This window comes from Streptomyces sp. TRM70350 (genome assembly GCF_019219825.1).
Taxonomy (GTDB): domain Bacteria; phylum Actinomycetota; class Actinomycetes; order Streptomycetales; family Streptomycetaceae; genus Streptomyces.
This window is the reverse complement of the sequence record NZ_JAHUXH010000002.1, coordinates 32,389-46,967: the sequence shown is the minus strand read 5'-3', so window position 1 is coordinate 46,967 and position 14,579 is coordinate 32,389. Positions and strand designations below refer to the sequence as shown.

General features: G+C 70.7%; 9 protein-coding genes. 6 read left to right on the top strand and 3 right to left on the bottom strand.

Features of this window, described 5'->3' with window-relative positions; genetic code table 11:
* The first annotated feature begins 97 nt into the window (after positions 1-97).
* A complete protein-coding gene (locus tag KWI83_RS03570; RefSeq protein ID WP_218512777.1) occupies positions 98-1,117 on the top strand; it encodes an SDR family oxidoreductase in 1,020 nt (339 codons plus the stop codon).
* A gap of 236 nt (positions 1,118-1,353) precedes the next feature.
* On the top strand, positions 1,354-2,907 hold the full coding sequence (locus tag KWI83_RS03565) for a DUF1996 domain-containing protein (protein WP_218512776.1): 1,554 nt from the start codon (positions 1,354-1,356) through the stop codon (positions 2,905-2,907).
* Positions 2,908-2,987: 80 nt separating this feature from the next.
* Here the strand turns inward: KWI83_RS03565 and KWI83_RS03560 are convergent, their stop codons facing one another.
* The gene (locus tag KWI83_RS03560) at positions 2,988-3,377 is read right to left on the bottom strand and encodes a hypothetical protein (RefSeq protein WP_218512775.1); all 390 of its coding nucleotides are present in this window, start codon (positions 3,375-3,377) and stop codon (positions 2,988-2,990) included.
* Positions 3,378-3,575: 198 nt separating this feature from the next.
* Here KWI83_RS03560 and KWI83_RS03555 point away from each other — a divergent pair, with 198 nt between their 5' ends.
* The 4 genes from KWI83_RS03555 (at position 3,576) to KWI83_RS03540 (ending at position 8,269) form a co-directional block, all read left to right on the top strand.
* Complete coding sequence (locus KWI83_RS03555; protein ID WP_218512774.1) at positions 3,576-5,495, top strand: hypothetical protein; 1,920 nt, start codon at positions 3,576-3,578, stop codon at positions 5,493-5,495.
* 69 nt (positions 5,496-5,564) lie between these two features.
* Positions 5,565-6,470 (top strand): metal-dependent hydrolase, encoded by a 906-nt coding sequence (locus tag KWI83_RS03550; RefSeq protein ID WP_218512773.1) that lies wholly within the window; start codon positions 5,565-5,567, stop codon positions 6,468-6,470.
* Entirely contained in the window at positions 6,470-7,510 is a 1,041-nt protein-coding gene (locus KWI83_RS03545) for a PDR/VanB family oxidoreductase (protein ID WP_218512772.1), read from the top strand. Before KWI83_RS03550 ends, KWI83_RS03545 begins: the two co-directional genes overlap by 1 nt.
* Before the next feature lie 69 nt (positions 7,511-7,579).
* Positions 7,580-8,269 (top strand): TetR/AcrR family transcriptional regulator, encoded by a 690-nt coding sequence (locus KWI83_RS03540; RefSeq protein WP_218512771.1) that lies wholly within the window; start codon positions 7,580-7,582, stop codon positions 8,267-8,269.
* A gap of 11 nt (positions 8,270-8,280) precedes the next feature.
* On the opposite strand, the gene KWI83_RS03535 is transcribed toward KWI83_RS03540, so the two are convergent.
* Positions 8,281-8,637, bottom strand: a complete 357-nt coding sequence (locus tag KWI83_RS03535; protein WP_218512770.1) for a 5-carboxymethyl-2-hydroxymuconate Delta-isomerase — start codon at positions 8,635-8,637, stop codon at positions 8,281-8,283.
* A 116-nt stretch (positions 8,638-8,753) separates the two neighbouring features.
* Entirely contained in the window at positions 8,754-14,165 is a 5,412-nt protein-coding gene (gene pulA / locus KWI83_RS03530; protein WP_218512769.1) for a pullulanase-type alpha-1,6-glucosidase, read from the bottom strand.
* Between the last annotated feature and the right edge of the window lie 414 nt (positions 14,166-14,579).

The following is a 14,579-nucleotide window of genomic DNA, read 5'->3' as shown; positions in this document are numbered from 1 at the left end:
GCCCCCTGCTCGTGTCCCGGCCGACCGGCAGCCGCCACGATCTGCCCTCGGCAGATCCGCTTCCCCCCGCGCCCCTCCCCCGGGCAGAGTCACCCCCATGAGACTGCTGATGCTGGGTGGTACGGAGTTCGCGGGCCGGGCCGTCGTCGAGGCCGCCCTCGGGCGGGGCTGGGACGTCACCGTCTTTCACCGGGGGACGCACGCGGCCCCGCCCGGGGTGCGGGAGGTGCTGGGGGACCGCACCGCGCCCGACGGGCTCCGCCCCCTGCAGGCCGGTGCGTGGGACGCCGTCGTCGACACCTGGTCGGCGGCGCCTTGGGCGGTGCGGGACGCGGCACGGCTGCTGCGGGACCGCGCCGGGCGGTATGTGTACGTGTCGAGCTGCTCCGTGTACGCCTGGGCCCCGCCCGCCGGGTACACCGAGGACGCGCCCCTGGTCGAGGGCGCCGAGGCCGGCGCGGACCACACCGACTACGCCCGCGACAAGCGGGGCGGCGAGCTGGCCGCCGTCGAGGCCTTCGGCGCGGACCGTTCCGTGCTGGTGCGATCCGGGCTGATCATCGGGCCGTACGAGAACGTCGGCCGCCTGCCCTGGTGGCTGGGCCGTATCGCGCGCGGCGGGCCGGTCCTGGCGCCGGGGCCGCGGGAGCTTCCTCTCCAGTACGTCGATGTCCGCGACCTCGCGGAGTGGATCCTGGGGGCGGTGGAGCGGGAGCTGAGCGGGCCGTACAACCTGATCAGTCCGCAAGGGCACGCCACCATGGGCGAGTTGCTCGGCGCCTGCGTGGCCGCCGTCGGCGGGACCGCCGAACTGCGCTGGACCGAGCCCGGGGTGATCCTGGACGCGGGCATCGAGCCATGGACCCAGCTGCCGGTGTGGGTGCCGCCGGGCAGCGACCTGCACGACGCGCTGCACAGCGCGGACGTGTCCCGGGCCCTCGCGACCGGGCTGCGCTGCCGACCCGTCGAGGAGACCGTCGCCGACACCTGGCGGTGGCTCCAGGACATCGGCGGTACGGCGCCCATGCGGCCGGACCGGACCTCGAAGGGACTCGCTCCGGAGGTGGAGGCTGAGGTGCTCGCGGCCGCGGAGGGTGAACCTGGCGCGACCTCCTGACCGCTCCCGCTCCCGCCACCACGGGCGCCCATAACGGATACCCGCTCACTCACTCACCGTGGAGGATCGACAACTCCCGGTACAACAGGGGCAGTTGGTTCCACAGTGCCCTCACGAACTTCTCATCAATTTCCGGGACGGCTGAACACCCGTGGGACGGCCTCCGTATGGAAGGGAGCCGCTTCACTCCTGTCGGGCGCCTCGATGCTGCCCCGCAAGGAAGTCAGAGGAGTTCCATGGGACGCAATACACGAAAACGCCGTACGCCGCTGGCCACCAAGGCCATTGCCGCATCGGCGGCCCTAGCGCTCGGTGGGGGCGGGCTGGTCTGGGCGAACTTCTATGCCTCGGCACACGAGGAGAACCGCTGGTCGAACAACACCAGGTCAGCAGGGGCCCAGATCGCCACGATCTCCTGCCCCGACGTCGGCCTGAAACTCAGGAAGGTGCCGAAGCAGGCGCGCTACGGCGTCGCCAGGGAACTCGCCAACCTGGACAAGCAGATCACCGACGCGTACACCCGTCTCGCCTCCACGCGGCAGGCGCAGGCGGGCGACCCGGCCTTCGTCCAGAACGCGATCCTCGGGCCGCTGAAGTCCAAGCGCGTCGCGGCCATCGACCGGATCAACATCAACATCCAGCGTGTGGGCGGCACCGCTCCGAGAGGACTGGAGCAGCTCGCGTCGTGCAAGGGCGTGCCGGCCGAGCAGCCGCAGCCCAACGACGGCAACGGTGACCAGAACGACGGCGGTCAGGACAACGGTCAGGACAACGGTCAGGATCAGGGTCAGGACAACGGCCAGGACAACGGCCAGGACAACGGCAACGGTCAGGGCCAGGTCGGGGACAACGGCAACGGTGCCGCCGGCCCGGTGGCCGCCGACTTCGTCGACATCACCACCGTCCAGCCGAACACGCCCCCGGCGAACGGGAACGGGCTCAAGGCGAACGGGGACACCGGTTCGACGGGCAGCTTCACCACGTTCTGCGGTGTCAACGAGAACAACAACTTCAACACCGACAACCTGATCGTCGCCCCGGGCGTCGACAACGGCGCGCGTCACACGCACGACTACGTCGGCAACCAGGGCAACAACGCCTTCGCCAGCGACCAGGACCTGGACAACGCCGAGACCAGCTGCCAGAACCAGCGTGACAAGTCCACCTACTACTGGCCGGTGCTCCGTCTCCAGGACGGCACCGAGGAGTTCGACCAGAACGAGCTGGGCGGTGGCGCCGAGGGCAACCTCGGCCGGATCCTGAAGCCCGAGACGGCCGAGATCAAGTTCGTCGGCAACAAGCAGGGCGACGTCGTCGCGATGCCGAAGTTCCTGCGCATCATCACCGGCGCCGCCAACGCCTTCACCGGCGGCGACGCGAACGCCAACGCCTCCTGGAGCTGCACCGGCTTCGAGGACCGGCAGCTGACGGACAAGTACCCGATCTGCCCCGAAGGCAGCAAGGTGGTCCGCACGGCCAACTTCCAGAGCTGCTGGGACGGCCAGAACATCGACAGCGCCAACCACCGCGCCCACGTCGACTTCGTCGAGGCGGACGGCTCTTGCGCGAACGGCTTCCAGGCGATCCCGCAGCTGCAGATCCGGCTGGTGTACGACGTTCCGGCCCCGACCTTCGAGAACGGACAGGTGAAAACCCCGTTCGCGGTGGACGGTTTCCCGGAGGAGCTGCACAAGCCGATCACCGACCACAACGACTTCATCAACGTCATGGACGAGGACCTGATGGACCAGGTGGTCGACTGCATCAACAGCGGTCAGGACTGCCAGTGACCCGGTAGTCGGTGACCATGCAGAAGGCCGGCGGTGGGATCCCCACCGCCGGCCTTCTCGTGTTCCGGCGCCGGAACGCCTCAGTGGCCGGAATGGTCGGCACCGATCTCCAGCGTCCCCCCGAGCTCCCCGCCCAGGTCCCTCACGACGTCCTGGTGGCCGACGGCGACCCACTTGCGGCCGACGAGGAAGAAACCCCCCATGCGCTTGGACTCGTTGATCCACTCGCGCTGGCCACGGTCGGTGGCGAAGGTGGCGAGGATGTACTTCTCGTCGCCGTCCTTGCAGATGGCCTGGCGGAGCTCGTCGGCGTCGATCTGGATGTTCGGCGTGCACTTGACCTCGGCGGCCAGCTGTTCCAGGCTGCCGGTCGCCGTCTCTGCCGCCGGGTCACCGCTGGAGCCGCAGCCCGCGAGCGCCAGCACCGCAACCGCACCGCTCACGGCGAGCTTCGGACGGGTCAACCTCATCTGTTCCTCCGGTCGGTCGGGAAGGGCACAAGCCTGCGCCCCCACTTCGATACGGCTGCGGATCGCCCGGTGCTCAATCCGGCCGCCCCGGACGCGCACTCGGTCGACCGCGGACCGCGCGGCGCGCGTTCGTCAACCCCGTGGACGCACGTCACACGTCGGCGGTGACCTCACGCCGATTCGCTCGTTCTGCTGAACGTGCAGTCACAGGATGTCGCCCCGCGCCCCACGTCTTCCCCCTCCGCCCCGGTCGTCGACGTCGAGCAGGCCGAGGCCGCGCTCGTCGAGCACTATCCGCGGCTGGTCCGCCTCGCCTATCTGGTGCTGCCGCCCGGTCTGGGCCGCAACCGGCGCGTCCTGACCGCGCACGCCCTCACCCAGCGCGCTCTGCCCCGCGGCCGCGCCGAGGCCTCCGTGATCCCGGCACAGTCCACCGGCCGCGACGGCGACCCGGGCTACGCCTTCGTCCGCCTCCAGGTGCTGCGTACGGCACTGGAGGCGGGCCTGCCGCTGAGGCGCAGGGCGTGGCCCAAGCGGTCCCAGCTGCCGCCGCTGCTCCCCCAGGTGTGGGGGCTGCGCCTGTTCCCGCGCTCCGGCGGAGCCGAAGAACTCGCCCTCGACCAGCGCCTGTCCGCGCTCTCCGCCGCCGCCCGCGCCGCTTACGTCCTGCGCGGCCTGGAGCGGCTCCCCGACAGCGACGTCCACCACGTCCTGCGCACCGCCGGCGTCACCGACCCGGACGCCGCGCTCCAGGAGGCCGACGGCGTCCCCGCGCAGTACCCGCTGCTCGACTCCCCCGAGTTCGACCCCTGCTCGCTGCAGGCCCGGCCCACCGACCTGATGCGCCGCCGCCAGCACCTGAGGGCCGCCCTCGCCGGCGCGGCGGCCCTCGCCGTGTGCGGGGTGCTGCTCGCCCTCCCCGGCGACGGCTGGGGCCCCGACGGCGCCGCGGCACCGCCGTACGCGCAGAACCCGGCAGCCCAGGCGGCCCTCGACCCGAGCAGGCTGCTGAAGGTCTCCCCCGTCGCCTGGCAGTCCGCCACCCGCACCGACTTCTCCGTCTGGCCCGCGCGCGGCGACCTCACCACCGACCGCGCGCTGCTGCGCCGCGCCCTCGCCGTGTGGGCCCGCCCCGGCGAGACGGTCCGGGTCTCGGCGACCCCCGGCACCCCGTCCGGGGGCCCGCCCGGCCCGCCCCAACTGCTCTACGCCGGAAACGTCGACAACGCGCGCGTGGTGATCTTCTACGACGGTCTGCGCATCGCCCGCTACGCCGAGCCGAAGGACGGCACGGCCGGCGCCGCCCTCGACTTCTCCCGCGTCGACGGCGCGACCCGCATCGAGGCGAGCGCGGTGCTGCTGAACCGGACCGACGGCAACGTCCGCTACCTGACCGCGCCCTGGGTGAGGAAGACGGCCGAGCGGGACCTGCTGAAGCCGGGTTCCGGCGCGATGGACCTCGCCCGCACCGACGGCGCCACCGCACCGCTGGCCAGCCCCGTCGCCCGGACCGGCGGCTGCACCTCCTGGAACGTCCTGCAGATCACCGACGACTCCGGTACGCGGCTGATGACCGACCTCGGCGAACTCGTCCCCGCCCGCCTCACCACCGGCCGCCCGGGCAAGACGCACGACGCGTCCGGGGCGGAGTCCCTGCGCACCTGGGCGCCGTTCGGCTGCTCCCTGGCCGACGTGCGCGGACAGGGCGTACGGTCGGTGAACGCCTGGCAGTACGCGACACAGCCGCTGCCCGACGCGAGCGGCACGGCGGCGTGGGTGTGCACGCGCGGGGAGACCTGGCGCGGCGGCGGCGAGCGGGTGCTGGCGCAGTTCCACACGCCGGGCGGGAAGTACGGGGCGGTCGCCGCGAAGGCGGAGAACGTGGCGGCGTGCGGGGCACGCGATCCGCAGGTGCTGGCCGGGGTGCTGTGGAAGTCCGAGGCGGGCTCCTGGTACCTGCTGGCGGCGGGCAGCCGGAACACCGCGTCGATCAGCACGACGGGCGGGGTGGAGCAGACCGCGCAGGGCAACCTGCTGGCCGCGAAGGCGAAGCAGGGCGCCCGGGCCGAACTGAAGGGGACCCTGGAGGACGGGCGGTCGATCAGCGGCCTCGGCTAGCTGACACCGGCGTCAGCAAGTCGCCGCGCAGGGGTTCCGCCGCGACTTACCCGTCAGTACATTGACGCCATGTCTCATAAGCAGGCCCGGGCGCCCCGCCCCGTAGAGTCCGAGCGCATACCGCTCAAGCCGCGGAAGGTGTCCTTCTCCTGGGAGGACACACCGCTGCACTGGGTGCCGGGTGATCCGTTCACCAGCCACACCATCAATGTGCTGCATCTGCTGCTGCCCGCCGGTGAGCGGTGGTTCGTGCATGTGTACAAGCAGGTGCTGCCGTACATACGGGACGACCGGCTGCGCGAGGACGTCATCGGGTTCATCGGGCAGGAGGCGATGCACTCGCAGGCCCACGACGAGGTACTGCCGCATCTGAAGGAGCAGGGGCTCGACCCGACGCCGTACACCGCGCAGGTCGACTGGCTCTTCGAAAAGCTGCTCGGCGACCGCACTCTGCCGCCGGGCCGGGCGCGCCGGTGGTGGCTGATGGAGCGGGTCGCGCTCATCGCGGCGATCGAGCACTACACCGCCTTCCTCGGCGACTGGGTGCTGAACGCCGAGGAACTGGACCGGCGCGGGGCCGATCCGACCATGCTGGACCTACTGCGCTGGCACGGCGCCGAGGAGGTCGAGCACCGCTCCGTCGCCTTCGACCTGTTCATGCACGTCGACGGCGGCTACGGGCGCCGCGTCCGCACCTGGGCGACCGCCTTCTCGGCGCTGGTGTTCCTGTGGCAGCGCGGGGCGCGTTTCTTCATGGCGAACGACCCCACGCTGCTCGGCGGACAGGCCACCTTCAAGGACTTCCACGTGCGCGGCAGGCGGGGCCTGCTGCCGACCACCGGTGACATGGTGAGGTCGATCCCGCGTTATCTGAGCCGCACGTATCACCCGTCGCAGGAGGGTTCCACCGAGCAGGCGGTCGCCTATCTCGCGTCCTCGCCCGCGGCCGTGGCCGCCGAGAAGGGGGGCGTGTGATGCCGAAGCTGCGTACTGCGGCGGTCGTCGCGGGGACCGCGCTGCTGGCCCGGCGGGCGATGCGGCGCCGGATCCAGGCCTCGCCGCTGTGGCCGATGCCCGCCCTGGCGGAGCCGGTCTCCGGGCGGCCGAGACCGCGGGCGCTCCGGCTCCTGGTCACCTCACGGGAGACGGTCGCCGAGGGGGTCGTACAACTCCGCCTCGAAGGGCACGACCTGCCGCGCTGGGAGCCCGGGGCGCATCTGGACCTGGTGCTGCCGTCGGGGCTGGTGCGGCAGTACTCGCTGTGCGGGGACCCGGAGGACACCTCGTCGTACACGATCGCCACCCGGCTGGTGCCGGACGGGCGGGGCGGTTCGCGGGAGGTGCACGAGCAGGTGCGGGAGGGGATGGAGATCGAGGTGCGGGGGCCTCGTAACCGTTTCCCGCTCGTCGCGGCGGACTCGTACGTCTTTGTCGCCGGGGGCATCGGGATCACGCCGATCCTGCCGATGCTGCGGGCACTGCCGGCGGGCGTGGAGTGGCGGCTGGTGTACGGGGGCCGGACGCGGGCGTCGATGCCGTACCTGGACGAGGTCGAGAAGCTCGGCGGCGGTCAGGTGACCGTGGTGGCCGAGGACGAGGCCGGACTGCCGGACCTGGACGCGCTGTTGGCGGATGTCCCGGGGGACGCCGTCGTGTACTGCTGTGGGCCGGAGGGGTTGACGGCCGCGGTCGAGGAACGGTTTCCCGAGGTGCGCCTGGAGCGGTTCGCGCCCCGGACGTCGTTGCACGGAAGCGGTTCCTTCGAGGTCGAACTCCGGCGCAGCGGGCGGACGTTGACCGTGCCCGCCGACAGCACCGTGCTCGCCGCCGTGCGGGCCGCGTTGCCGAACACCGCGTACTCCTGCGAGCAGGGCTTCTGCGGGACCTGTCAGCAGCGGGTGCTGGAGGGCGAGGTCGACCACCGGGACGAGTTGCTGACCGACGGGGAGCGGGCCGACTCGATGCTGATCTGTGTCTCGCGGGCGCGCGGTGAACGGCTCGTGCTGGATATGTGATCGGTTCCGGTGAACACCCTCGGTCGATCCTGTCCGTTCAAGGCTGGATCCGATCGGTAAGGTGTTCGTATGTCTACCGGGGTTCGCCGCAGAATGGGTGTCGAGGAGCGGCGGCAGCAGTTGATCGGCGTCGCCCTCGAACTGTTCAGCCGCCGCTCTCCGGACGAGGTCTCCATCGACGAGATAGCGTCCGCCGCGGGCATCTCACGTCCGCTGGTCTACCACTACTTCCCCGGCAAACTCAGCCTGTACGAGGCCGCGTTGCAGCGGGCGGCGGCTGATCTGGCGGGCCGGTTCGCCGAACCGCACGAGGGCCCCCTCGGCGCCCGGTTGCTGCGGGTGATGCGCCGCTTCTTCGACTTCGTCGACGAGCACGGCCCCGGTTTCTCGGCGCTGATGCGCGGCGGCCCGGCGGTCGGCTCGTCAACGACGAACGCGCTCATCGATGCCGTACGGCAGGCCGCGTATGACCAGATCCTTTCGCATCTCGGCGTCGAGGAGCCGCCCGCGCGACTGGAACTGGTCGTGCGGTCATGGATCTCGCTCGCCGAGTCGACGGCGTTGATCTGGCTGGACGGCCGACGCATCCCGCGCGCCGAGCTGGAGACCCAGCTCGTGCACGACTTCGCGGCGCTGGCGGCCGTCAGCGCGGCCTACGACGAGGAGATGGCGACGCTGATGCGCCAGGCCCTCAAGGACGAGCCGTCCGACGGGCCGTTCAGCGATCTGGTGGCCCGGCTGATCTCCCTCGCGTCCTGAGGAAACGTTTCTCAGGCCTCGAACTTCCGGTACGACGGGTCGAGCTCGCGCACCTCGGCCGACGCGTGCAGGTCGAGCCCCCCGGTGGGCTTCACATACTGCCGCAGCAGCTCCAGCACGGCCTCGGTGAGCCGGGCCTTGGTCTCGTCGGCACGCCCGGCCAGGAGGCCGATGTGCACATGCACCACGGCGTGCCCCTCGGTGTCGGGGCCGACCGTGGTGTCCTCGGTCCGGCGGAACTGCGTCTTGCACGCCGGGGGCTTCGCGGCCGCGATGTCGACCACGGCCGCGTGCAGCGCCCTGGCGAACCCCGGCCGGTCGAAGCCCTCGGCGAGCTGCTCGGAGTAGTCGACGGTGATCTGCGGCATGGGTGCTCCTGTTCTACGGCGGACAGGAGCACCCTACGCTCCGCGGGTGGTGCGGGGATTGGCCGTCTTTTGGGTGCGGGTGCGTCGTGGCTTGTCGCGCAGTTCCCCGCGCCCCTTCAGGGCGCTGCCCTGAGGAACACGGCCACCGTGCGGGCCGGGACGGTGAACGTGCCCGACTCCGCCGCGTAGGCCGAGCCCTTCACGACCGGGTCCGCGCCCGTCGCCTGGACCGGATGCAGGCGGTAGTCGGCCCCGGCCAGTGCCTCGACGCGCTGCTCCTGGCGCTCCGGCGTGGCGTTGAACACCACGACCAGGTCACCGAGCCGCATGGTGATCACGCCGGGCGTCTCGTCCCTGCCGGACAGCGGGAAGGAGAGCCGCCGCTGGACCTGCTCGGCCGTGTCGAGGGAGAAGGCGTTCTCCGTCGTACGGATCTTCAGCAGGTCCCGGTACGCGGCGGAGGCACCCTCGATCTGGGCGCACCCGACGCCGACCGAGCTCAGCAGCGGCTTGGCGTACGGCCACTTGGACCGGTTGTCGGCGGCCATCGGCAGTCCGCGTCCGAAGCCGTTGCCGTCGGCGCAGTTCCAGTGGACGGCGTTGAACCAGTCGCCGCTGTCGTAGGAGTTGCGGTCCAGGGACTTCGAGCGCAGCAGGTCGGTGCCGGCCTGGGAGAGAGCCGGGCCCTGGGAGAGGGTGGCCGTGGCCATGGCGAGGACCTGCATCCGGGCGCGGCCGGCTGCGCTCGTCGATGCGGGCAGCTTGAAGGCGAGCGCGTCGAACAGGGTTTCGTTGTCGTGGGCGTCGGCGTAGGCGAGGGCGTCGCCGGGGGCCGCCGCGTATCCGGCGGGCTGCCCGTTGTAGTCGACCTCGGAGCCCTTGACCTGCTTGCCGGTGGTGTCGGTGAAGCGGTATCCGGCGAGGTTTCCGGAGAGGCCGACCTTGATGAGGTCCTGGTAGTGCAGCAGGCGGGCCCGCTGCTCGGCCGGACTGCCGTTGCTCGCCGAGGAGTTGGGTTCGGTGTAGAGGCCGGACGCGAAGCCCTGGACGCCGGGGTCCTCGTCGAAGGGGCCGCCGCCGCGGACGGCGTCACGGGCGCGGTCGGAGAAGGTCGCGATCCCGGTACCGGCCATGTTCTTCTGCGTGGCCTGCTCGAAGCGGGCGTCGTCGGCGATCTCGCCGAAGTTCCAGCCCTCGCCGTACAGGATGATCTTCTTGCCGTCGACGCCGTCCTTCTCCAGGGTCAGCGCGTCGAGCGCCTCACGGACGGCGAGGATGTTGGCCTTCGGGTGGTGGCCCATGAGGTCGAAGCGGAAACCGTCCACCTTGTACTGCTTGGCCCAGGTGACCACCGAGTCGACGACGAGCTTGCCCATCATGGCGTTCTCGGGGGCGGTGTTGGCGCAGCAGGTGCTGTTCGCGACCGTGCCGTCCGCGAGGAGCCGCTGGTAGTAGCCGGGCACGATCCGGTCGAGCACGGAGGTGCGCGCCTGGCCACTGGCCGCCGTGTGGTTGTAGACGACGTCCATGACGACCCGCAGGCCGTCCTCGTTCAGCGCCTTGACCATCCTGCGGAACTCGACCGTACGGGCCGTACCGTCCGGGTCGGTGGCGTAGGAGCCCTCCGGGACCGTGTAGTGGAACGGGTCGTAGCCCCAGTTGTAGGCGTCCTTGGCGGCGATCGCGGACACACATTCCTGCTGCCGCTCGGAGTCCGCCGGGAAGGCGGCGAGGTCGCAGTCGACGGTCGCCTGGTCGGACGTCTTCTCGGGGATGGTGGCGATGTCGAAGGCCGGGAGGAGGTGGACGTGGGAGGTGCCGGAGTCGGCGAGCTTGCGCAGGTGCTTGCTGCCGTCACTGGCCCTGTCGGTGAAGGCGAGGTAGGTGCCGGGGTGCTTGGCCGTCCGGTCCTCGACGGAGAAGTCCCGGATGTGCAGCTCCTGGATCTGGGCGTCCTTCAGCGGCACGGCCCTGGGCTTGCGCAGTGACGTCCAGCCGCTGGGCTTCAGCGACGTGTCGGCGAGGTCGACGACGAGGCTGCGCTCGGAGTCGGCGGTGAGGGCGAGGGAGTACGGATCGGTGACCCTGTTGGTGACGACCTCGCGGACGCTGGGGGCCCAGACCTTCACGACGTAGCGGTACGGCTTGTTCTTCCAGGACGCGGGGCCGGTGACGGACCACACGCCGGTGGTGGCGTTCCGCCGCATCGGCTTCAGCGAGCCGTCCAGCTCAAGGGAGACGGACTGGGCCGTCGGTGCCCAGACGGACAGGGTGGGGCGGCCCTTGTGGAACGTCGGGCCGAGGTCGGCCTTCGTCGCGTCGTACAGATCGTCGAGTACGCCGGCGATCTGGACGCCGGTCGCGGCGAGCACGGCGCCGTTCGCCGCGCGCTGGGCGGCGACGACCTGGCCGCGCAGGGCCTCGCGGACCCGGTCGCGGTCGCGCGGGTCGACGGACCAGGCGGTGTAGTCCTTCAGGTGCGGGAACCTGGCCTTCTGGGCGTCGGTGAGGGCGGTCTTCGCAAGGCGGAGCCACTTGGCGCCGTCGCCGGTGAGCGTGCCGTTCTCGGCCTTGATCGAGCCGTGGGGCGAGTACAGCAGCTGGGTTGAGGCGGCCGCGTCGGAGCCGTTCCAGGCCACCGTGTTCCGGTCGATCCAGATCGCCTTGGAGGTCGTCGGATCGAGCGCGGCGGCGCTGCCCGCGGGCTGCGGCAGCAGGTACTTCTCCTGACCGCTCAAGAGCCACACCTCGTGACCGCCCGCCTTGAGGTCGAGCGACTGGTCGGCGGGCAGGTCCTTCTCGTCGCCCTTGTGGATGATGTAGCTGAGGCTGGTGGCACCCTCGGTGAGCGGCACCTCGAAGACCGCGCCATAGGAATCAGTCTTCACCGGCATCAGGGGCTTCGACCAGTCGGTGGGCTGCGCCGCGCCGGTCCAGACGTGGATGCCCCAGCCGTCGTAGTCGCCGTCGGCGCGGTGGTAGTGCAGTACGGCCTTGGACGTGTCCTGCGCCGGGTACTCCGGGCGTTCCGTGCGGACGGTGTCCTTGCCCTGCTCGATCCAGACCTCGCCGGTCTGCGTCACATCGATCGTGCGGTCGACGGAGACGTCCTTGTTGCCGTCCTTGTCGATGACCAGGAAACCGACGGTCGAGGCGCCGGGCCTGAGCTTGACGTAGGCGAAGGCGCCGTAGGCGTCACGGCCGATGAAGGGGTGACTGTCCGGCCAGGTGGTCGACTCCCCGTCGGCGAGATCGCCCCAGGCGTACAGGCCCCAGTCGGCGTAGTTCCCGTCGGGGCGGTGGTAGTGGACGATCGCGTAGTCGCGGGAGGAGGCGGTGGGGATCTCCTCGGCGGGCGGGGCGCCGGTGGTGGACACGGCCGTGGCACTCGCCGTACGGCCCTTGGAGTCGATCACCACGGCCTTGTAGCGCAGGGCGGTGCCGGGCTCGACGTCCTTGCCGATGGTGTGCGTGACCTTGTACGGGGCGTGGTCGGCGGAGCCGAGGGTGCGCCACTTGCCGTTGCCGGTCTGCGCGGCGAAGACGACGCGGTTGAGCTGCCCGCCGCCGACGTCGGCCGTCAGCTCGACGGTGCCGGTGGCGCCGGGGTCCGGGGCCTTCAGGGTGAGCGTCGGCTTGGTGGCGGGGGCGGGGAGCTTGCCGCTCGCCCTGTAGACGACGGCGGATCGGGCCGGGACGGTGACGGTCACCATGCGGTCGGCGTCGGACGTCAGGTGGTCGTCGGTTCCGTGGATCCCGTCGAAGCCCATGTGCGCCGAGCCGGTCGGGAAGGTCGCCGTCTTCGCCTCGGCGGCGTTGTTGAAGGCGACGACGTATTCGGTGCCGGTCTGCGCATCCGTGCGGGTGACGGCGTGGACGCCGGGGCCGTCGGCGGCGTACCGCTCGGTCTGGACCCCGTCGGCGAGGGCGGGGTGGGCCTTGCGCAGCTTGGCGAGAGCGCTGATCTGCCGGTAGAGCGGTGCGCCGGTGTCGTAGGCGTCGCTGGCGTGCGTACGGTCCGTGCCGAGCTGGTCGTCGTCGAGGTAGTCGGCGGTGGCGGAGGCGAACATCGTCTGACGGGCGTCCTTGTCGCCGCCAGCGCCGGTGAAGCCCTGCTCGTCGCCGTAGTAGATCACCGGGTTGCCGCGGCTGAGGAACATCAGCTCGTTGGCGAGCCGGGCCCGCCTGAGCAGCTCGGCGTCGGTCGCGTCCGGGTTGTCCTGCTTGAGGAAGGTCCCGATGCGGCCCATGTCGTGGTTGCCGAGGAAGGTGACCTGCTCGTACGCGTTCGCCGTGCCGGTCGTGTACTTGTAGTCGTCGGCGAAGACCGCTGCCAGCTTCTTGGCGCTGCCGCCCTGGGAGGCGTACGCGCGGGCCGCGTCCTGGAAGGGGAAGTCGAGCGTGGAGTCGAGGCGGCCCTGGGTGACGTACGGGGCGGTGACGTTGGTGTCGGCGGAGTAGACCTCGCCGAACATGAAGAAGTCGTCCCGGCCCTTCCTGGCCGCGTACGCGTCCAGGGCGGTGGCCCACTGGGTCCAGAACTCCATGTTGACGTGCTTGACGGTGTCGATCCGGAAGCCGTCGATGTCGAAGTCCCTGACCCACCTCTTGTAGATCTTCTCCATGCCCTCGACGACCTCGGGACGCTCGGTCCACAGATCGTCGAGACCGACGAAGTCGCCGTACGTCGCCGACTCACCGGCCCAGGTGGAGTCGCCGCGGTTGTGGTACATCGTCGGGTCGTTGAGCCAGGAGGGCACCTTGAGCTTCCGCTTGGCGCCGGGGACGACGGGGGTGCGCGGGAAGGAACCGGCGTCGGTCTTGGGGAACTTCCGCGTGCCGTCCGCGTAGTCGGCGTCGTCGAACGGCTCGCCGTCCTTGGTCAGGTACGGGAAGGCGCCCTTGGAGAGATAGTCGTAGGACTTCTCCTCGTAGTCGACGACGTCGGCGGTGTGGTTGGTGATGACGTCGAAGAAGACCTTCATGCCCTTGGCGTGCGCCTTGTCGATGAGGGTTTCGAGGTCCTTGTTGGTGCCGAAGTGCGGGTCGACCTGGGTGAAGTCGGTGATCCAGTATCCGTGGTACCCGGCGGAGGCGTGGGCGCCCTCCCCCTGCACCGGCTGGTTCTTGAAGATCGGGGCGAGCCAGATGGCGGTGGTGCCGAGGCCCTTGATGTAGTCGAGCTCGCGGGTCAGGCCCTTGAGGTCGCCGCCCTGGTAGAAGCCCTTGTCGGTGGGGTCGTAGCCGGTGGTGAGACGTGAACCGGTGAGTCCGCCGCGGTCGTTGCGCCTGTCCCCGTTGGCGAAGCGGTCCGGCAGCACGAAGTAGAACTGCTCGCGGGTGAGGTCGTGCCGGGCGGGCTCGGCGGCGAGCTTCGCGTCGGGCGGGGGCGGGGGCGGGGGCGGGGTGGCCGCCCGGGCGGCGAGGGGTTGGACGAGCGCTGCGGCGAGCGCGGCCACGGTGACGGCCGCGACCCGTCTGACATGGGCGGTACGGCGCGTGCGGGGCGCCGGCCATCTCGGTATCACGAGCGTGAACTCCTTGCGATTGCGGCTCTTTTGAGTCTTTTCAGTCCGACCCCTGCGCCGCGGCACGGCTTCGTCGCCGGGCGCCCGGCGCGACCGTATCGCTGACGAAAGGTTTACAGCAAGAGTGTTGAAACACTTAGCAAGAAGTTTCAGCACCGCCGGAAGGCCGGTTGGGCGGGGCCCAGCCGGACCGGAACCCCTCCCGGCACCGAACGGCTACGTTTCCGGGCATGTTCACGGGTCCCTCCTTCTACGAACCCTGGACACCGTCCGCCTTCGTGTGCGGCATACATGGCGGCCGGGCATGGCGTTGGCGGCGTTCGCGTTGCTGCGCGCCACCTTCGCCCTCCGGTCTCGCCCTCGCCCGGAACCCGAACGCCTGCCCCTGACCTCCCACAGGTGTCAAGGGGGCGG

What these genes read in the sequence shown, in the direction of transcription:
- KWI83_RS03570 (WP_218512777.1), top strand. Translation starts at nt 98, where the DNA reads ATGAGACTGCTGATGCTGGGTGGTACGGAGTTCGCGGGCCGGGCCGTC.
- KWI83_RS03565 (WP_218512776.1), top strand. Translation starts at nt 1,354, where the DNA reads ATGGGACGCAATACACGAAAACGCCGTACGCCGCTGGCCACCAAGGCC.
- KWI83_RS03560 (WP_218512775.1), bottom strand. Translation starts at nt 3,377, where the DNA reads ATGAGGTTGACCCGTCCGAAGCTCGCCGTGAGCGGTGCGGTTGCGGTG.
- KWI83_RS03550 (WP_218512773.1), top strand. Translation starts at nt 5,565, where the DNA reads ATGTCTCATAAGCAGGCCCGGGCGCCCCGCCCCGTAGAGTCCGAGCGC.
- KWI83_RS03545 (WP_218512772.1), top strand. Translation starts at nt 6,470, where the DNA reads ATGCCGAAGCTGCGTACTGCGGCGGTCGTCGCGGGGACCGCGCTGCTG.
- KWI83_RS03540 (WP_218512771.1), top strand. Translation starts at nt 7,580, where the DNA reads ATGTCTACCGGGGTTCGCCGCAGAATGGGTGTCGAGGAGCGGCGGCAG.
- KWI83_RS03535 (WP_218512770.1), bottom strand. Translation starts at nt 8,637, where the DNA reads ATGCCGCAGATCACCGTCGACTACTCCGAGCAGCTCGCCGAGGGCTTC.